The organism is Fulvimarina thalattae (genome assembly GCF_040239565.1).
Lineage (GTDB): Bacteria > Pseudomonadota > Alphaproteobacteria > Rhizobiales > Rhizobiaceae > Fulvimarina.
The window spans coordinates 323,158-342,082 of the sequence record NZ_JBEHWS010000001.1 but is presented as its reverse complement, the minus strand read 5'-3'; the positions used below and the strand labels follow the sequence as shown (position 1 = coordinate 342,082).

General features: G+C 63.0%; 19 protein-coding genes. 10 read left to right on the top strand and 9 right to left on the bottom strand.

Features of this window, described 5'->3' with window-relative positions; genetic code table 11:
- Nucleotides 1-1,143: 1,143 nt before the first annotated feature.
- The 5 genes from tolQ (at nucleotide 1,144) to pal (ending at nucleotide 5,694) form a co-directional block, all read left to right on the top strand.
- The gene (gene tolQ / locus ABRA89_RS01580; RefSeq protein ID WP_349939692.1) at nucleotides 1,144-1,869 is read left to right on the top strand and encodes a protein TolQ; all 726 of its coding nucleotides are present in this window, start codon (nucleotides 1,144-1,146) and stop codon (nucleotides 1,867-1,869) included.
- A gap of 36 nt (nucleotides 1,870-1,905) precedes the next feature.
- The gene (gene tolR, locus ABRA89_RS01575) at nucleotides 1,906-2,361 is read left to right on the top strand and encodes a protein TolR (protein WP_349939691.1); all 456 of its coding nucleotides are present in this window, start codon (nucleotides 1,906-1,908) and stop codon (nucleotides 2,359-2,361) included.
- A 9-nt stretch (nucleotides 2,362-2,370) separates the two neighbouring features.
- Entirely contained in the window at nucleotides 2,371-3,450 is a 1,080-nt protein-coding gene (locus ABRA89_RS01570; protein WP_349939690.1) for a hypothetical protein, read from the top strand.
- Between the two features lie 114 nt (nucleotides 3,451-3,564).
- Nucleotides 3,565-4,830, top strand: coding sequence for a Tol-Pal system beta propeller repeat protein TolB (tolB, locus tag ABRA89_RS01565; protein ID WP_463671243.1), 1,266 nt, complete (start codon nucleotides 3,565-3,567; stop codon nucleotides 4,828-4,830).
- A gap of 333 nt (nucleotides 4,831-5,163) precedes the next feature.
- Entirely contained in the window at nucleotides 5,164-5,694 is a 531-nt protein-coding gene (gene pal / locus ABRA89_RS01560) for a peptidoglycan-associated lipoprotein Pal (RefSeq protein WP_349939688.1), read from the top strand.
- Nucleotides 5,695-5,812: 118 nt separating this feature from the next.
- On the opposite strand, the gene ABRA89_RS01555 is transcribed toward pal, so the two are convergent.
- Complete coding sequence (locus tag ABRA89_RS01555; protein ID WP_349939687.1) at nucleotides 5,813-6,472, bottom strand: RNA-binding protein; 660 nt, start codon at nucleotides 6,470-6,472, stop codon at nucleotides 5,813-5,815.
- Nucleotides 6,473-6,577: 105 nt separating this feature from the next.
- Nucleotides 6,578-6,937, bottom strand: a complete 360-nt coding sequence (locus tag ABRA89_RS01550; protein WP_349939965.1) for a metalloregulator ArsR/SmtB family transcription factor — start codon at nucleotides 6,935-6,937, stop codon at nucleotides 6,578-6,580.
- A 159-nt stretch (nucleotides 6,938-7,096) separates the two neighbouring features.
- On the opposite strand from ABRA89_RS01550, the gene ABRA89_RS01545 reads away from it, so the two are divergent.
- The 3 genes from ABRA89_RS01545 to ABRA89_RS01535 all read left to right on the top strand — a co-directional run bounded on the left by ABRA89_RS01545 (nucleotide 7,097) and on the right by ABRA89_RS01535 (nucleotide 9,236).
- The gene (locus ABRA89_RS01545; RefSeq protein WP_463671232.1) at nucleotides 7,097-8,131 is read left to right on the top strand and encodes an acyl-CoA desaturase; all 1,035 of its coding nucleotides are present in this window, start codon (nucleotides 7,097-7,099) and stop codon (nucleotides 8,129-8,131) included.
- A gap of 172 nt (nucleotides 8,132-8,303) precedes the next feature.
- Nucleotides 8,304-8,636, top strand: coding sequence for a hypothetical protein (locus ABRA89_RS01540; protein WP_349939686.1), 333 nt, complete (start codon nucleotides 8,304-8,306; stop codon nucleotides 8,634-8,636).
- Between the two features lie 105 nt (nucleotides 8,637-8,741).
- Nucleotides 8,742-9,236, top strand: coding sequence for a hypothetical protein (locus tag ABRA89_RS01535; protein ID WP_349939685.1), 495 nt, complete (start codon nucleotides 8,742-8,744; stop codon nucleotides 9,234-9,236).
- Nucleotides 9,237-9,298: 62 nt separating this feature from the next.
- Here ABRA89_RS01535 and ABRA89_RS01530 read toward each other — a convergent pair whose 3' ends face one another.
- Both ABRA89_RS01530 and ABRA89_RS01525 read right to left on the bottom strand, forming a co-directional pair.
- Nucleotides 9,299-9,439, bottom strand: a complete 141-nt coding sequence (locus ABRA89_RS01530; RefSeq protein WP_349939684.1) for a hypothetical protein — start codon at nucleotides 9,437-9,439, stop codon at nucleotides 9,299-9,301.
- A gap of 250 nt (nucleotides 9,440-9,689) precedes the next feature.
- Nucleotides 9,690-11,246 (bottom strand): putative bifunctional diguanylate cyclase/phosphodiesterase, encoded by a 1,557-nt coding sequence (locus ABRA89_RS01525; RefSeq protein ID WP_349939683.1) that lies wholly within the window; start codon nucleotides 11,244-11,246, stop codon nucleotides 9,690-9,692.
- A gap of 552 nt (nucleotides 11,247-11,798) precedes the next feature.
- Here ABRA89_RS01525 and ybgF point away from each other — a divergent pair.
- Both ybgF and tilS read left to right on the top strand, forming a co-directional pair.
- Nucleotides 11,799-12,719: a tol-pal system protein YbgF gene (ybgF, locus tag ABRA89_RS01520; RefSeq protein WP_349939682.1), complete on the top strand. Its 921-nt coding sequence runs from the start codon at nucleotides 11,799-11,801 to the stop codon at nucleotides 12,717-12,719.
- A 13-nt stretch (nucleotides 12,720-12,732) separates the two neighbouring features.
- On the top strand, nucleotides 12,733-14,115 hold the full coding sequence (tilS, locus tag ABRA89_RS01515) for a tRNA lysidine(34) synthetase TilS (protein WP_349939681.1): 1,383 nt from the start codon (nucleotides 12,733-12,735) through the stop codon (nucleotides 14,113-14,115).
- Nucleotides 14,116-14,158: 43 nt separating this feature from the next.
- On the opposite strand, the gene ABRA89_RS01510 is transcribed toward tilS, so the two are convergent.
- The 5 genes from ABRA89_RS01510 to obgE form a co-directional block, all read right to left on the bottom strand.
- Entirely contained in the window at nucleotides 14,159-14,758 is a 600-nt protein-coding gene (locus ABRA89_RS01510; protein ID WP_349939680.1) for a nicotinate-nucleotide adenylyltransferase, read from the bottom strand.
- A gap of 53 nt (nucleotides 14,759-14,811) precedes the next feature.
- A complete protein-coding gene (locus ABRA89_RS01505; RefSeq protein ID WP_349939679.1) occupies nucleotides 14,812-16,104 on the bottom strand; it encodes a glutamate-5-semialdehyde dehydrogenase in 1,293 nt (430 codons plus the stop codon).
- Nucleotides 16,105-16,172: 68 nt separating this feature from the next.
- On the bottom strand, nucleotides 16,173-16,679 hold the full coding sequence (locus tag ABRA89_RS01500) for a DUF6653 family protein (RefSeq protein ID WP_349939678.1): 507 nt from the start codon (nucleotides 16,677-16,679) through the stop codon (nucleotides 16,173-16,175).
- On the bottom strand, nucleotides 16,679-17,833 hold the full coding sequence (gene proB / locus ABRA89_RS01495; protein WP_349939677.1) for a glutamate 5-kinase: 1,155 nt from the start codon (nucleotides 17,831-17,833) through the stop codon (nucleotides 16,679-16,681). The genes ABRA89_RS01500 and proB overlap by 1 nt, the downstream gene beginning before the upstream one ends.
- Nucleotides 17,830-18,885 (bottom strand): GTPase ObgE, encoded by a 1,056-nt coding sequence (gene obgE, locus ABRA89_RS01490; RefSeq protein ID WP_349939676.1) that lies wholly within the window; start codon nucleotides 18,883-18,885, stop codon nucleotides 17,830-17,832. The genes proB and obgE overlap by 4 nt, the downstream gene beginning before the upstream one ends.
- Nucleotides 18,886-18,925 lie beyond the last annotated feature (40 nt).

Here is an 18,925-nt window from a genome sequence, read left to right as displayed (position 1 = left end):
ACACGCCCTTCCATGCCGTCCGAAGAGGGCGGCGAAGCGCCGGAGGCAAGCCCTCCGAAACTTTTTGTATGCGGCTCACCTCCGGCGCTCCGCACGGGATTTGTCGCGCTCGCTTCGCCGATCGCTCCTGCCTTGCCCGATGCGTCCTCCTCCGTCGGCTGGCCCGCCTCGCTCCGAGGTGCAGGTGCCGTTCGGACGATTTCGCGTCGGGCTTGGCCCAAACCATCGGCGGCTGCTGGTGCTTCACGGGGAGCCTTGCCGGCTTCCCGTTCAAGCGGACCGATCCGCACCCGCGCCGTAATACGCGAGGGACCAACGGAGCCGCGAGGCGTCCGGGGCGCTGTTCCTCCGGAAGGAACACCGCCGCAGACCCGCAAGCCATGCACCCGAAGCGATCCCGGCGATCACCCGTGCCCCCTGGGTGCGTGGCGAGGGGGATTATGCGGGTGGCTCAGAGGGTGAGGATAAGATTTTTGGATTTTTCGATTTCAGTGAGCTTCGTCATCCCGGACTTGATCCGGGATCCATGCCGGAGGCCTGCCCTCCCTGACTTCGGTGGCGGCGGCACCACCATACTCGCGGAGAGGCAAGAGGAATGGATCCCGGCTCGTGGGCCGGGATGACGAAGGAGGTAAGGGCGTTTCCGCTCACTGCCTTCGACAAGGATGTGAGATTCATGGAGGACGGGCGATAGGCGCGTTTGGAAGCCCGGAATGACGAGAGGGATAGGACGGCATTCCCATCGTGAGTTACCGTGCCGGGCTGCCTGCGCCATGCGCCCTCTCTTCTTTTGAGTTAGTGAATGAGGAACGTGGGGCAGCTTCCATCCGCGACTAACCACCCGTTAACCATAATCATTTCATAATCGCGGCGGGGCCGGGCGTCCGGCTGCCCGCCATTCTTTCACCGAATTCGTTTCGATAAGGGAATGGCAGGGGTGGATGAACGGCATTTGAGACAAGCGGCAGTTTTCGCGCCGGATCAGAAGTTCGAACCGACCGAAACACTTCGCGGGACATGGACGGCTCAGCTCGGGGGGAGCTGGGACGGTCCTGAAGCGGCGAACGGTCTCGCCCGGCAGCATCGGGCACCGTCAACCGCGAGACGCGAAGACCAGCCGCCGGCAAGGGGTAATTGGGGACTATGGGCGACAATATCGTCACCGAAGGCTTGAACCATGCAGCCGGGGTCTCGATGTGGGATCTCTTCTGGCAAGCCGGCTTCATCGTCAAACTCGTCATGATCGGGCTTATCGCCGCCTCGGTCTGGACCTGGGCGATCATCGTCGACAAGACGATGCGCTACGCCGCCATGCGCCGGCAGCTCAACAATTTCGAGAACCAGTTCTGGTCGGGCCGCTCGCTGGAAGAGCTCTATCAGGCGCTGGTCGACCGCAAACCGTCCGGCATGGGCGCGGTCTTCGTCGCCGCCATGCGCGAATGGAAGAAGAGCTTCGAGAAAGGTGCGCGCTCGCCGATCGGCCTGCAGCAGCGCATCGAGAAGGCGATGGACGTGACGCTCGCCCGCGAGATGGACCATCTTGAGTCCCGGCTCGGCTTCCTCGCCACCATCGGTTCGGCAGCGCCCTTCGTCGGCCTCTTCGGCACCGTCATCGGTATCATGACCTCGTTCCAGGCGATCGCCGGCTCGCAGCAGACCTCGCTTGCGGTCGTCGCCCCCGGTATCGCCGAGGCGCTTCTCGCCACCGCGATCGGCCTCGTCGCCGCGATCCCGGCCGTCATCGCCTACAACAAGCTCTCCGCGGATGCCGGCAAGATCGGCCTGCGAATGGAGTCCTTTGCCGACGAGTTCTCCTCGATCCTGTCGCGGCAGATCGACGAGCGGCAGAACGTGCGTAACGCGGCCTAATCCCAACCCAATCTCGGCTTCGAGAGGCGAACAATCATGGGCATGTCGACAGGATCATCAGGCGCAGGCGGCTCGCGCCGCCGGGGACGGGGCTCACGCCGCCGCGCGCCGATGAGCGAGATCAACGTGACGCCGATGGTCGACGTGATGCTGGTGCTGCTCATCATCTTCATGGTGGCGGCGCCCATGCTGACCGTCGGCGTGCCGATCAAGCTGCCGGAGACCCAGGCCAAGGCGATCAATTCGGAGACGACGCCGATCACCATCGCGGTCGACGAGGCCGGAACGGTCTATCTCAACGACAACGAGGTCGATCCAGACAACATCGTCGATCAGCTCAAGGCGATCGCGGAAACCGGCTATGACGAGCGCATCTTCGTGCGCGGCGACCGGACGACCGAGTACGGGACGGTCATGAAGATCATGGCGCGGATTTCCGCCGCAGGCTTCCGCAATATCGGTCTCGTGACCGATCAAGAGAGAAACGCGTAAAGGCCCTCGATGAAGACCGGGCTCACCGCATCCGCACTCGTACACGGGGTCGTGCTGACCTGGGGTCTCTGGGCCCTGTCGGCGCCTGACCCCATGACGATTGCCGACGACAGCATGCCGGTCGATATCATCTCGGTCGAGGAGTTCTCGCAGATGGTGCGCGGTGCGGAAGACGCACCGATGGCCGAGGAAAGCGCGCCGGAGTCGACCGAGGACACCTCCGAACCCGTGCCGGAAGCCGAGAATGTCGGCGAAAACGAAGTCGATCTCGATTCCGCGCCGGCTCCAAGAGCGGCACCGCGCGAGACGGTTCAGACGGCGGCGGCCGAAGCCCAGCCGGAGCCGGCCCTGCCCGATCCGGTGCCGGAGCCAGAGGCCGTTCCCGAGCCGGCACCGACGCCTGCACCGGAACCCGAGCCGCAGGAAGCGGAAAGCGAGCCCGAGGCGCCCGCCCCGGACCCCGTGAGCGAGGCGATCGAGCAGGCGGCCGAGGAACCCGATCCGGAGCCGGCTCCGCCGCAGAACGTGCCGCGCCCGAAGAACAAGCCAGAACGCCCGAAGCCGGTTGAGGTGGCCGAAGCCAAGCCGGAACCGCCGAAGCGGCCGGAGCCCAAGGAAACGCCGGAGCCGGAAAAGCCGACCGAGACGAAGTCCGAGGAAAAAACCTTCGATGCCGACCAGATCGCCGCGCTTCTCAACAAGGAGAAGTCGGCCGGTGGTGGCGCCAAGCGCCAGCAGCAGACGGCCGCGCTCGGCGGGCGCCAGACGACAGGGACGACGCTGAGCGCCAGCGAGATAGACGCCCTTCGCCGGGCGACCAAGGACTGCTGGTACGAGCCCACCGGCTCGTTCGGTTCGGAGGGCATCGTCATCGAGATCTCTCTCGAACTGGAACGGGATGGAACGCTGCAGTCGCGGCCCCGCGCCACGGCGACGGGTGGCGATCCTGCAACACGGCGCGCTTATGAAGACAGTGCCGTGCGCGCCGTTCGCATTTGTGCCGAAACTGGACGCTACCAGCTTTCCGCCGACAACTACGACGACTGGTCGGAGCTGGCCTTCAAGTTCCGGCCCGGCGACAGCTACTGACGACGCGCCGCGACAGGCGCCAGAACGACAACCTTTTTTAGGGACAGGACGACAATGGACTTCTCCCGGACGAGCATCATGCGGACCCTTTCCGCGGCGCTGGTCGCCCTCGGCATGGCCTGCTTCATGGCGGTTGGAGCCGCACAGGCGCGGGTGACGATCGACATTACGGGCGGCAATGTGGAGCCGTTGCCGATTGCCATCACCGATTTTCAGTCGCAGGACGGCCTGGGCGCCCAGATTTCGAGCGTCGTCGAAGCGGATCTCAAGCGCTCTGGTCTTTTCAAGCCGATCGACAAGGCCGCCTTCATCCAGACGGGCCTGACGCCAGACACCTCGCCGAGCTTCCAGGACTGGACCGTGATCAATGCCCAGGCGCTGGTCGTTGGCCGGGTCGCGCGGGAAGCCGATGGCCGGCTGCGCGTCGAGTTCCGCCTGTGGGACACCTTCGCCGGCCAGCAGATGGACGGGCAGCAGTTCTATGCCGATCCGAACGACTGGCGGCGCATCGCGCACATCATCGCGGACGCTATCTACAAGCAGATCACCGGTGAGAACGGCTATTTCGACAGCCGCGTCGTCTTCGTGTCGGAAAGCGGCAACAAGGCGAACCGGGTGAAGCGCCTCGCCATCATGGATCAGGACGGCGCGAACCTGCGCTATCTGACCGAGGGCCAGGACCTGGTGCTGACGCCGCGCTTCTCGCCGAACCGGCAGGAAATCACCTACATGTCCTTCGGCAACGGCGAACCGCGGGTCTATCTCCTCCAGCTCGAGACAGGCCAGCGCGAGATCGTCGGCAACTTCCCGGGCATGACCTTCTCGCCCCGCTTCTCGCCGGATGGCCAGAAGGTGGTGATGAGCCTGCAACAGGACGGCAACGCCAATATCTACGCCATGGACCTTCGCTCACGCGCCACGCAGCGGCTGACGAACACGGCGGCGATCGACACATCGCCCTCCTATTCGCCGGACGGCGGGCGGATCGTCTTCGAATCCGATCGCGGCGGGCGCCAGCAGCTCTACACGATGAATGCCGACGGCTCGAACCAGCAGCGCATCTCTTTCGGAGACGGCTCCTATTCGACGCCGGTCTGGTCGCCGCGCGGCGATCTGATCGCCTTCACCAAGCAGTCGGGCGGCCAGTTCCAGATCGGCGTGATGCGGCCGGACGGTTCGGGCGAGCGCATTCTGACGACGGGCTATCACAACGAGGGCCCGACCTGGGCACCGAACGGCCGCGTGCTGATGTTCTTCCGCGACCAGAAGGGTGGCGGCGGACCGCAGCTGTGGTCGATCGACCTGTCGGGTCGCAACGAGCAGAAGGTGCCGACCAACGGGTTCGCGTCCGATCCGGCCTGGTCGCCCGTTCTCGGCTGATCGCAAGAACGTGATCTTGATGAAACGAGGCCGGTGCCGATAGGCGCCGGCCTTCCTTTTTGCGGCGCGGCAGTGTCAGGCTCGCGCAAGCCTCGTCGCACTAAACTCTTGGCTGTTGCGGGCACGCATCGCGAATCGTCTAACGGTTTTTGCCTTTCGCAACGCAGCACAATGCCTTAGGCATAGGGAAGACAATCAATCCCGCCAATGGCTTGGGGGCCGTTAACCAAGGGGTGAAAGCAGGTCGCGATCCGGTCTGCTTTAAGGGGGCGTTAAGCGAAAACGCGGTAAGCCTCCGGTTAAGAGAAACGACAGCCTTCGAAGGAGTTGGCCATGAGCCTCTCGCGCATTCTGAAGAGCCGCCTTGCAATTGTCGCCCTTGCCGGGCTGATGGTCGCGGGCTGCGCCAACAAGCAGGACGCCCTGCCGGACAACGCCGCAGGACTTGGCCTTGGCGGGGCCGGGATGAACGGTCAGGGTGGCGCAGGCGGCGCTCCGGGCTCCTCGCAGGACTTCACCGTGAATGTCGGCGACCGCATCTTTTTCGAGACGGATTCTTCGGCGATCACAGCCGACGCACAGCAGACGTTGCAGCGCCAGGCCCAGTGGCTGAACCAGTATCCGCAGTATCAGATCACCGTCGAAGGCCATTCGGACGAGCGCGGCACCCGCGAATACAACCTTGCGCTCGGTGCGCGCCGCGCCGCCGCCACGCGCGACTATCTTTCCCAGCTCGGCGTCAATGCGGGCCGCATGCGCACCATTTCCTACGGCAAGGAACGGCCGGTGGCGGTGTGCGACAACATCTCCTGCTGGTCGCAGAACCGGCGCGCCGTAACGGTCCTCGGCGGCGCCGGCAGCTGATCAGGCACGTTCGACAGCTTCACACGACTCTCAGCGGGCGCTTCTTTCGGGAGGCGCCCGTTTTTCGTGTAAGGGTTGGCGAACGGCGCTCCCTCCTCAACGGCACCGTGCCACGGGTTCATGTCGCTGGTGATGGGCTGCGGAACGTGACGGATATAGGCGCTGGGGCACCGATAACCGGCTTATAGGCTTCCAGAATGAGATGGCGGATACGGGGATCGTCGGGATCGTCCAGAAGGCCAGTCGTGCCGTCATTCCGATCTCCGTAAAAGCCCATCGCCGTTACGCACAGACGCGGGAACAAGACGGTATCGCCTTCCCTGAGCGGCTCGCCCGTTTCCATCGACTCCAGCGCGGCAAGCAGCTCCAACCCGTCCCACTCATAGACTGGGCGGCCAAGCAGTGTGAGCTGCGTGCAATGATGGTCGGTCGCGACCCGCGACAGACGACCGCCGACATAGTCGAGGGAGGGCGCGCCGAGACCACGGTCTTCGATGATCAGGTCGGCGGTTGTGTCCGCCCCAGCCTCCCAGGCCGCCTTGGCGTCGGCGATTTCTTCCGGTGCGAAACCGAACTTTGCAAGATCCTCGAAACCGGCAGCCATGCCAGCGGAGAGGGTCGCGTGATCTTCCACCCGCTCGACCGGGCCGTAGGGGGCGGCAACGGCCGCCACCTCCTCGCGCGTCATGCCGAGTCGCAATTGGCCGAGGCAAAGCTGGTCGAGCCCATCAGGCTTGTGCAGCGTCCAAGCCCTGCTGAAATCAAGTTCGTCGTTCATTCGATGGTGTCCCGCGGTTTCGAATCCACGAGCAGAGGCTCTTACCGGGTGTCCGCTTTGGGGCCCTTTTGGGAGATGTCCGACGTCGGAGCGATCGAGTTGATGCTAGCCGTTTTCTTCCTGCCCATCGACGTTCGTATTTGCAATCTGCCGGCTTTCCTTTTTGAGGGGGCGCGCCACCGGGCAGACGTCCTGCACGAAGCCGTTCAGCGTATTGGCAAGGTTGTTGGGCACGATCGAATAATGAATGAACTGGCCTTGTCGCTTCTTGGCGATCAGGCCGGCATTCTCCAGCACCCCTAGATGCTGAGAGATTGAGGGCTTCGATATGTCGAAGCGCGCCGCGATCTCGCCCGCTGTCATCGACGTATGGGCCAGATAGGCCAGAATGCGCCGGCGCGGGGCCGATGCCAGCGCTTCGAAGACACGTTGGAACGAGCCGTTCGAACTCAACGCTTCTTCCATCAACTCGTCCGGGTTCCGCTCTGCCACGTCCACCTCAATGCATAATTAGACTATTGCCTAATTATCTAATTTAGGCGAATAGATATTTAGCTTATGGCCTAAATGCTCTCTGGCCAGCCATTTTGCAAGCGCGGAGCGATGTGACACCTGGAGGTGACGATGACCGCGGTCACGACGCAAACCCTTTCAACCGAACGCATGATCGCAGGCCCGAAGAGCAGTGCCACTGATGGCGATGTGATCTGGGTGCCGACAAAATCCATCTGGACCGGTCTCATGACGCTGGGCGCGCTGGTTCTCGGCCCCCTCACCTTCAGCTGGGACGCGTTCATCCTCTTCGTCGTCACGACGGCGATCACCATCTGCGCCGGCCATTCCGTCGGAATGCACCGCCTCCTCATTCATCGCTCGTTTAAGACCAGCAAGACGGTGGAATACATCCTCGTCTATCTCGGTACGCTCGTCGGCATGGCCGGGCCGTTCGGCATGATCCATGCGCATGACATCCGCGACTGGGCACAGCGTCAACGCGACTGCCACCCGCTGCATGCGCATCGTCGCTCGTTCTTCGTCGATGCGTGGTGGCAGATGCATTGCGCGGTCAGCCTGCGCCATCCGCCCACCTTCGTCATCGAAAAACCCGTGCATGACGACCGGTTCTATCGGTTCCTCGAACGGACCTGGATGGCGCAGCAATTGCCCTGGGCCGTCCTGTTCTTCGCCATCGGCGGCTGGAGCTGGCTGGTATGGGGGATTGCGGTCCGCGTTTCGGTCTCGCTGACCGGCCACTGGCTGATCGGCCATTTCGCCCATCGCCGCGGCCACCAGGGCTGGAGTGTCGACGACGTCGCGGTTCAGGGCTACGACCTGCCTTCTTTCGGGCTGGTCACCTTCGGCGAAGCCTTTCATGGCAACCACCACGCCTTCCCGCAATCGGCGCGCCTTGGCCTGGAAGACGGCCAGATCGATCTCGGATGGACCTTCATCCAGGCGCTGATCGCACTCGGTCTCGCCGCTGAAGTGAAGCTGCCCGAGAACACGCAGGCTCGCGACGGGTTGCAACGGATGCCAGAGGCCGGGCCGTATGTTTCGCGGACATGTCTGCGAACCTGCAAGGGGGCTGTCCGATGTCGGCGCGCCGTCAGTGAGGGGCCGCTCCAAAACGCATGCTGCACAGCTGCCTGCGGCCAGTGAACGAGGGATTTCGGCAGATGTCGATGGCGCAGTGGATGGATTTGGCACTTCGTCCGCTGGCAATTTTTGGCATCTCTGAGGTTGAATTTCGCGACCAAAATATCGCATCGTGCCGACCGTGAAGGCAGTGTGCCGATCAGCTCGCCACCCCTCTCCGACAAACGATTTTCGAATGAATGAGTATGCGATCCTGGCTGTGAGCCTGGTTGGCGGAACTGCCGGCGCCGCGCTTGGCGCGCGGCTTTCAGGCGCGCCGGTGTGGAAAGGCGCGCTCGCCGCCGGACTTGCCTCGATCGTGCAGCTGGTTGCCGGAGAGCTGGCGGATATTCAGCAGCCTCTCGTCTCCTCCCTTGTCTATCTGATAGCCGTCGGGCTCATTGGCGGTCGGTGGGGTATCGGTTTGACGACCCGCCAGCTTTCACTGGTGGTGATCGGCAGTGTCCTTTTGGTCGCGGTCGCTGCGGTTACAATCCTCTATTTCGTCCCGTCCCTTCTCGATATTTGAGGGGATGCACGATGGCACAAACCACCGCTCCAAATGCCGAGCGATAGGCTCGCGTGGTTCGTCCGGCGGAAAATTCGGGCCGCAGAGTTGGAAGAAGAAGGCGGAATGGGAGCGAAACCCTCGGGCGATCGCCTGGTGAATCTCGAGATTTTTGAGCATGGCAGCGACGCCTTGGTGCTCGCGTCCCGGCTCGAAGCCTATGGCCTCTTCGTTCACGTCTCCAAGCAGGCCGGCGCCCTTGCGATGCGGCAACAGATCCAGCTTGGCGGAATCGCGGTCATGGTGCGGGCAAGCGATTACGAGACGGCCAAAACGATCATGGAGGACGTGGGCGTTGCTCCGGATGCGGTCGAGCCGGTGCCGGCATATGACGGGAACAAGGCGGCGATCGGGGTTGTGGGGCTAGCCGCAGCGATGACGCTGGTCGTTGCCATCGAAACGCTCGGCGGATTTGAGGGCGAGCTTTTCGGCCCCTTCAATCTCATGCCGATCATCCACAGCCTTCTCGTTCTGGAGGCGATCCGCCTTCACAGGCAATGGTGGACATTGCTGACCGTGCCGATCGCGGTCGTCTTTGTCTTGCGCTTTTTGTTTCTCTGAAGCGCCGGGAGAATGCGTCCGGCAATCAACGGGCGAGCTTGTGCTGAAATCGCGTCCTCATTTCAGAACAAATCGTAGATCCACATGCCGACGAACGACCAGAAGACGGCGAGCTGAATAGTGATCGCCCTCCAGGCGAGAGCAACGAAGACGGCAATCGATCTGGAGAAGAACGTGCGATTGTCATTGGCCGGGGAACGCATGGGTTCGCCTTCCAAGTCAAGGATTTAACACCTTTTATGGCCAACACCGTACGATCCGAATCCGGCAAAGTTTCAACTCGTCGGGGATACTTTGCTTTTATCGTCAACCTGAAAATCGCGCGCCGATGCGCACGGCTGCCGCGGGTGTCAACAGCGGCAAACCTGCGCCGTTCAGCAAGCGCTTCCGCGGATCATCCGCAGTCAGGTCGCGTCATCGTGGCGACTATGTTTTGACAGTTTCCGAGATCGCCTATCCGGCGATCTGGCGTTGTCTCGCAGATCCGTTGTGCTGACCGGCCTCTTTAAGAAAAGCGGGTACACGGTCGGCTGGTAGGGGCTTGCTGAAGAGGTAACCCTGCCCGTGCACGCAGCCGATCTGGCTCAGGTGTTCATACTGACTCTTGAGTTCTATCCCCTCCGCCGTCGTCTGCACGTTCAGCCCCTGGCCGAGTTCGACGATCGACCGCATGATCTTCGCCTGTTTGGCGTTGGCTTCGAAGGAACCGATGAAGCTGCGGTCGATCTTGATCCTGTCGAACGGGATATTGGCGAGCTGCGAAAGGCTGGAGAAGCCAGTACCGAAGTCATCTATGGCGACAGTCATACCGGCCGTCCGAAGCTCATCGATAATCGTCCTCGCGGTCTGAAGATTCTGGATCAACGCGCTTTCCGTGATTTCCACCTCAAGACGATGGGGCGGCAGGCCCGTCTCCGACAGGATGCGAATGATCCGCAGACCGAGAAGGTGGTCGGCAAGTTGCATCGGAGAGAGGTTGAAGGCGACGTAGAAATCGCTTGGCCAAGTAAGGGCGTCGAGGCATGCCTGTCTCAGCAATTGCTCGGAAAGACGGGTGATCAACCCCGCCTCTTCGGCGATTGTGATGAACTTCGAGGGCGGAATCGACGTGCGGTCTTCGAGAGTCCACCGGGCCAGTGCTTCGAAGCCCCGGACCTGCTGCGTTCCCAGGTCGATCAGCGGCTGGTAGTGGAGGCGAATCTGATGCTCGTCGATCGCATGGCGGAGCGCGCGCTCGATTTCGACACGCTCGACCTGCGCATCCTGAAGGCTGGGTTCGAAAGCGCAGACTGTGTTACGGCCCCGACGCTTGGCGGCATACATCGCCATATCGGCCTGCTGCATCGCCTCCTCGAAACCACGGACCTTGCAATAGGGTGCAAACCCGATTGAGGCACCCACATCGACCTGGATACCGCAGATCACGATCGGCGCGGCGAGGATCTCTATGATCTGATCGCAGAGACCGTTCGCGTCCTCACCGATAGCCGATGTGAGCAGCAGGAATTCATCGCCGCCGAGCCGAATAATGACCTCTGTCGGACACGCGCTCCGCAAGCGCTGGCTGACGACGACGAGCAATTCGTCGCCGCCATGGTGGCCCACGAGATCGTTGACCTTCTTGAAGCCGTCGAGATCGACGGCAATGACCGACCCGACCTCCGCGATACCCCAGTTCCCGTCGGCGAGGCGCGCGTCGATGAAATGGCGGTTTGGAAGCTGTGTCAGTGGGTCGTGATAGGCAAACCATGCCGCCTCGAGCTCCGCCGCATTACGCTGCCTTGTTTCCTTTCGGAGTTCTCTCAGGCGGCGCCAAGCATAGACGAAACCCATGAGACCTGCCGACAGGATAGCAAAGATGATCTCGTCGAGTTCCCAGCGCTCGTGCTTCTCAAGAAACTGAGCCAGGAAATCAAATGCGTCGTAGTTGTGGGCAAGCCCCCAGATCACCAGTCCAAAGACGGACAGAATCAAAATCTCTCGTGAGGCCGCATTCTGAAAAATCTTCATGATGATCCCGGAGTCAGCGCGATCGGAGCATGAAAACACTAAAGTGCTTATGATTTCTTTCTTTTAGGAAGACGAGAGATGAAATCGCTATAATAATTAGCCCCTCGACATTGCCTCCGACCTGACAAAAATTAATGGGCCAGTTTCGTAGTATGAGCGCAGTTGTTGGCCGGAGCTTCTGTATGCAATTATTACACAGACTGCATCAGCAATTTTTGGAAAACTCTCCGCTACATTTCAAAGCCGATACGAGAAAGAACATGCCGAATATTCAAGTTTACTCAATTTCGACTGACTTTCGGACAAGGCCGACAGACTGGCGGTGGGACGGAGGCTGGCGTTTCAACAACCCCATTTTCCATTTGGAGAGCGTGAATTCCGCAAGATCGACGATCGCTGAATAGCGAGGCATCCGAAGACCGGCCGCTTTTCGCCTGAATTTGGCTTGAATTCCGTCGAACTGCTAAAGGTCCGACCTAGTATGAACGGGACAAGCTGAGAATCGCCCGTTCACCCGGTGACCACAAGCCATTCACCTGAAGGAGTTCACCCATGTTTCGCCGTCCGAGCCTCGTTGCGGTTCTCGCTTCGGCAGCGTTTTTGACAGCACCTGCCGCGGCATCGGCCTTTACGATGCCAGCCGCTCCCAAAGCCGTTGAGCGCTCGCAGGCCGGCAATGCTCCGGTCGTACTGGCGCAGTCCGGCGATGTCCTGTCGCGTATCCAGCGGCTGGAGGACGAGGTTCGCCGGCTGAACGGACGGGTCGAGGAACTTTCCTTCCAGCTGTTGCAGTCCCAGGAGGACATGCGCCGCGCCCAGGAAAACAACGAGTTCCGCTTTCAGGACCTTGAGCAAGGCGCAGGCTCGGCGGGCTCCGGCGACGGTCTTCCCGATCAGCGCGGCGATCTCGGCACTGATACAGGGACGAGTACCGGCGCTGACGGTGGCGCGGGATCGGACACCGCAGCCGCACCGACGGACGGATTTTCGGATGAGGATATCGCCGGGATCATCGGCGATTCCGGTGGATCGGGAGACCGCGGCAACACGCCGCCTGCGACCTCGAACCAGCCTGTCGCCGCAGCCTCGGGCGATGCCGGCACGGTCTACAACGAGGCCTATGATCAGCTTCTTGCCGGCGACTATGCGAACGCAGAGCAGTCGTTTCGGCAATATGTGCAGACCTACCCGGATGCGCCCGACGCCGCCGACGCGCAATACTGGCTGGGCGAAAGCCTCTATCAGCAGCAGCTCTATGCCGACGCGGCCGAAGTCTTCCTGAATGGACAAAAAGACAATCCGGAAGCCGACAAGGCGCCGGATATGATGCTGAAGCTCGGCATGTCGCTGGCCGCCCTCGGTAATGACGAAACAGCGTGCATCACCTATCGCGAAGTCGGCGATCGTTATCCGCAGATGAGCGATTCCGTGCGCCGCAAGCTCGGCGAAGAGCAGAAAAACGCACAGTGCTGACCGCTCCCGGTCGTTGAAACTCTATCATCCGGAAGCGCTGCCCGGCACGGAACCGCTGTCGCCGGGCGATCTTGAAGATCTGCTGCGGTTTCAATGCCAGCTGGCGGGTCAAAAAAAGGCGCCCACTCGGCTTCTTGTCGCCGTCTCGGGCGGGCCGGATTCTCTCGCGCTTCTTCTCTTGGCGAGTCGGTTGTCGCGCTCCGGTTTTGCGATCCATGCGGCGACAGTCGATCACGGTTTGCGGCCCGAGGCACGCGAGGAAGCGGTCTATGTCGCCGAGGTCTGCAAACGCTTCGACATACCGCATGAAGTCCTGGTCTGGGCAGGCTGGAACAGAGCCAGCAATCTTCAGGCGGCCGCGCGCACGGCACGGTACCGGTTGTTGGCCGATGAGGCTTATCGCATCGGTGCGACCGCCATTCTGACCGCGCATCATTTGAACGACCAGATCGAGACCGTGCTTCATGCGATGGAGCGGGGCCATCGGCAGAGCCGGTTTGCCGGAATGCGGGGATGCCGTGATCTGGAACCCGGTCTGGCGCTCGTCCGACCTTTTCTTGAGGAAACACCAGACCGCCTGCGGAAAGTTCTCGTCGAGGCCGGCATCGCGGCGGTCGCCGATCCCTCGAACGAGGACCGTCGCTTCGCGCGCGTGCGGCATCGTCAGGACATCGCAGCAATGTCGGAGGAGCGGATTGCGGAGATCGTCGCGATCCAGCGCGAGGCAGAGGGTCGCAGGAGCCGCGGCGAGCAGGAGCTGGCCCGTAAAATCACGGTCATGATGGAGCAGGATCAGCTTGTCTTCGACGACGAAGCGGGCAGCGTGGCCCTGGCTGAGCCGGGGTTCCGAAACCTGCCGAACGATCTTGGGGAGGACCTGCTGGCGCGCATCGTCCGCGCCATCGGAGGCAACGCGCACCCGGCGGAGCGCGCCGCGATCGGGCGGCTGGCAGAGAGGCTCAACCAGGAGAATTCAGCACTCGCCACTACGCTCGGCGGTACGCTGGTCCGCTCGGACGGAGCGACAATCCTCTTTCAGCGCGAATTCGGACGGGCCGGTCCGCCGGTGATCGCCGAAGCCTGGCTGCCCCCTCGCCTCGTCTTCGACGAGCGCTTCGATATTGAATTGTCGGAGGACGAAAAGAAGCTGGCGGCGGCGCGAAACGCAGTTCTTGCATCGTATGGCTCCACAGGCCGGGGCAATTCCCGGCATCGCACGATGCCTGCCCTTGTGGCGGCGGATGGCGCGGTTCTCGCAACGACTGCCGAAGTCGCGGACCGGGAGCAAAGGCGCGGAATGGATACAAGGCCGTTCGGGCACGTCCGGTGCCGGGTCCGATGGCGGTGCCTCGCCGACCTTCCGATGGATAACGAGACGGCCAATCGGACCGTCTGACTGCGCGCCGGCAAGTCTCGATTTCAAATAGGCGAGCTGGGCGTCAGACCTTGCCCCGCAGTGCCGTGGATGACATCGCGGTTCGCGTCCCGTGCAGGAACGTCCAGGCCGGTGCTGGACGGAAGGCGAGTGTGCCGGCTTCGTGCTCGGGCACGCGGAAGCGTTCGTAGCGGATCGCGAATTTGGAGGAGAGCGTGGAGAGCGTGTCGCCCGGACGGTCGATGACGGCGATTGGAACCGTCTCTGCTATCGTCTGCCAGTCCTGCCAGCGGTGAAAGCTCGTCAGGCTGTCGGCGCCCATGATCCAGACGAAGTTGATATGCGGCGCGCGCTCACGGGCTATGCGGATCGTGTCGGCCGTATAGCGCACATGATAGGCCGCCTCGAAGGCGGTCGCCCGGTGGCGAGGCCCGAGCGCGAGATTGCGCACGGCATCGAGACGAGCGGCGAGCGGCTCGAGCTCGCCATGATCCTTCAGCGGATTGCCGGGCGTGACCAGCCACCAGACGGCATCCAGCGAAAGCCGCTTGATTGCCCGCTCGGCGACCAGAAGATGCCCCTCGTGCGGCGGGTTAAACGAGCCGCCGTAAAGGCCGATCGCCTGCCCGCGGCCAGCCATGGGGATCTTCAGGTCGTAGGGCATCAGGCCGCTAAAGCCGCCCAATGGATCGCTGGTCGAAGCGCCTGTGATGGTGCTCAGAGCCTTGTCTGCCCGGAGCCGCGAACGCGGTAGTTGAAGCTGGTCAGCTGTTCGAGGCCGACGGGCCCGCGCGCGTGCATCTTGCCGGTCGCGATTCCGATCTCGGCGCCCATTCCGAACTCGCCGCCATCGGCGAATTGGGTCGATGCGTTGTGGAGGAGGATCGCGGAGTCAATGCCGTTCATGAAGGTCTCGACCGCCGCCTCGTCCTCGGCGATGATCGCCTCGGTGTGGTGGGAGGAATGGGCCTCTATGAACTCGACCGCATCCTCGACCCCGTCGACGAGCGCAACGGAGATGATCGAGTCGAGGTATTCGGTCGCGAAATCCTCTTCCGAAGACGCGTTTGCTCCCTTGTAGATCGCGCAAACTTCGTCGGTGCCGCGAATTTCGCAGCCCTTCTCGGCCAGCGCATCGAGCACGGGAGCAAGGAGCGTGTCCTTCGCCTTGCGATCGACAAGCAGCGTCTCGGCCGCGCCGCAGATGCCGGTGCGGCGCATCTTGGAATTGACCGCCACGTTCACCGCCATGTCGCGGTCAGCGGAGCCATCGATATAGACATGGCAGAGGCCTTCGAGATGGGCGAAGACCGGCACGCGCGCCTCGGACTGGACGCGGGCGACGAGGCTCTTGCCGCCGCGCGGCACGATGACGTCGATATTGCCGGAAAGGCCGGCCAGCATCTCGCCGACAGCAGCGCGGTCCGTCGAGGGCACGATCTGGATCGCGTGCTCGGGAAGGCCCGCCTCGATCAGCCCGGCGCGGAGCGCTGCATGGATCGCGGCGGAAGAATGCGCCGAGTCCGAGCCGCCGCGCAGAATGACGGCATTGCCGGATTTGAGGCAGAGCGCGCCGGCATCGGCCGTGACATTGGGCCGACTCTCGTAGATCACGCCGACGACGCCAAGCGGCGTGCGCACGCGGCTGATGTCGAGGCCGTTCGGCCGGGTCCAGGACGCCATGACGTCGCCGACGGGATCGGGGAGTTCGGCGATCGAGCGCAGGCCCTCGGACATGGCGATGACCCGGGCGGCATTCAGCGTCAGCCGGTCGATGAAGGAGGCCGGCGAGCCCTTTTCCTGAGCCCGCGCGACATCGATCTCGTTTTCGGCGAGAATGGTGCCGAGCGAGCCGACCAGCGCATCCGCCATCTTCTGGAGCGCGGTGTTCTTCTGCTCCGTCGAGGCGGTCGCGAGCACGCGGGCGGCTGCGCGGGCGCGCACGCCCATGTCGTGCATCAGATCGGTGATCGAGGCGTCCTGAGCCTCACGTTTGACGGTGTCGAGCATGGTATCCGGTCCGTTGGTTCTCGCGCCTTCTCGTCGTTCGGGGCGCATTGTCGTTCAAAACTATTCGGTTATCGAAGCCAGTTTCGGTAGGCCGGCATGGTATCCCTCATGTCCTCGTAGAGCCAGACCATGCGGTCGACGAACCAGAGCTTGGCGGCGACGGTTCCGAGCATGCCGATGACGGTGGCGCAGGCATCGAGGACGACGAGGCCATAGACGAGGACGGCCGCGAAAAGCCCGCTGACGGCCGAAAGAACCAGCCCCATCCTCTCGTGATGGGCCGGAATCGCGTGCTTGCGGCGGGCGATGAAGACCCGCTCGCCGAAAGTGCCTTTCGATGCCCAGTTGTCCGTCGAGGCGGGCGGCGGGAAGAGGCGAGGATTGACGAAGATGAAGGCGATGACCAGCGCCACCGGGATAAGCGCCCACCAGCCGATCCATTCCCGCGACCAGACGGCGAGCGCGAGCGCCGGCAGAATTGCGACACGGCTCCAGACGCTGAGCGGGTTCGCGTGCCGGGCCCAAGCGGCATCGTCCATGCCCATCAGCCGTTCGCTGGCCCGGAAGACGTCCATTACCGGGCCTCTTCCAGTTCCGTGTTCGTGGCACCCTCTGCTCCCGTGATCGCCAGATCGTCACGATGGATCATCGCGCCGCGCCCCTCATGGCCGAGCGCGTCCTCGATGGCGTCGGAGCGAAGGCCCGCGATCTTGTGCGCATCCTCGGAATCATAGGCGATCAGACCGCAGGCAACCGCCCTTCCCTTCTGGTCGAGAATGGCGACGGCATCGCCCCTGCGAAAGGTGCCGGTGACCTTGACGATGCCGGCGGGCAAAAGGCTCTTGCCGGAGCGGACAGCTCTCAGTGCACCGGCATCGATCGTGACCGAGCCATTGGTGGACAGGTGCCCGGCGATCCAGCGCTTTCGCGCGGTCTGCGGATTGCCGTTCGCCTTGAAATGGGTGAGCCGCTCGCCGTCCTCGATCGCCGACAGGGGATAGAGCCGTTTGCCGAGGGTGATCACCATGTCGGTGCCCGAGGCGGTCGCGATGCGGGCGGCGTCGATCTTGGTCTTCATGCCGCCGCGTGAGAGCTCCGAGCCGGCGGAACCCGCCATGGCGTCGATCTCCGGTGTGACCCGATCCACGACCGGAATATGGCGAGCGTTTGGGTCGTTGGCCGGCGGCGCCGTGTAGAGGCCGTCCACATCGGAGAGGAGGATCAGGAGATCGGCGTCCATCATGGTCGCGACGCGGGCGGCGAGGCGATCGTTGTCGCCATAGCGGATCTCGCCTGTCGCGACGGTATCGTTCTCGTTGATCACCGGGATCGCGCGCATGGAGAGCAGCGTGCCGATGGTCGCGCGGGCGTTGAGATAGGAACGGCGATGCTCGGTATCGTTGAAGGTGAGGAGGATCTGGCCGGCCTCAAAATTGTGCCGGGCGAGCATTTCCGAATAGGTGCGCGACAGCGCGATCTGGCCGACGGCAGCCGCCGCCTGGCTCTCCTCAAGCTTCAGGGGGCCGGGCGCGATCTTCAGAAGCGTGCGGCCCATGGCGATAGCGCCGGAGGAAACGACGAGGATTTCATGCCCACGTTCGGCAAGGCGTGCGATGTCCTCGCAAAGGGATTCCAGCCAGACCCGGCGCAGGCCGCGACCGCGATCGACGAGCAGCGCGGAGCCGATCTTGATGGTGATCCGCTTGTATTTGGACAGCGGAAAAGTCATCGGTCGGGGTCCCCATAGGCAAGGTCGGGCCGCCATTCGTCGGGTTCTTCCTCGGGAGCCTGTCGGTCAGCGGCGATCTCGGCGGCGAGCCGGCGGAGCACTTCGGTCAGTCCCTCGCGGCTGACGGCCGAGAGCTGAAGCGCCGTCTTGCCGGAGGCTTCCTTGAGGGCTGCGAGCTTTTCGGTGCGGGCCTCCTCGTCGAGCGTGTCGACCTGGCTGAGGCAGAGGACTTCGGGTTTGTCCGTCAGGCCGTGGCCGTAGGCTTCGAGCTCGCCGCGCACGGTGCGGTAGGCGAGAGCGACGTCCTCCTCGTTGCCGGAGACGAGATGCAGAAGCACGCTGGTACGCTCCACATGGCCGAGGAAACGGTCGCCGATCCCGACGCCGCGATGGGCGCCTTCGATGAGGCCAGGAATATCCGCGATGACGAATTCGGTCGCATCGATCTTGGCGACGCCGAGGCCGGGATGGAGCGTGGTGAAGGGATAGTCGGCGATCTTCGGCCGCGCGCGGGTCACCGTCGAGAGGAAGGTCGACTTGCCTGCATTGGGCAGGCCAACGAGACCGGCATCGGCAATCAGCTTCAGCCGCAGCCAGATCGTCAGGTCCTGGCCGGGTTGGCCGGGATTGGCGTGGCGCGGGGCCTGATTGACGGAAGATTTGAAGCGATCATTGCCGAAACCGCCATTGCCGCCGGCAGCAATCTTCTTCCTCTCGCCGACCTTTTCGAGGTCGCAGATCAGTGTCTCGTTGTCCTCGGCAAAGACCTGGGTGCCCGCCGGCACTTTCAGCGTGATGTCTTCACCGTTGCGTCCGTGCCGGTTGCGGCCCATGCCGTGGACGCCGGTCTCGGCCTTAAAATGCTGCTGGTAGCGATAGTCGATGAGGGTGTTGAGGCCTTCGACGGCCTCCACCCAGACATCGCCGCCGCGGCCGCCATCGCCGCCGTCCGGTCCGCCGAATTCAACATGCGCTTCGCGCCGGAACGAGACGGATCCCGCCCCGCCATCGCCCGAGCGGACGTAGACTTTGGCTTGGTCGAGAAATTTCATGGCGGCTCTTCAGTCCTTCGGTGTGGTGGTCTGTTCGGAC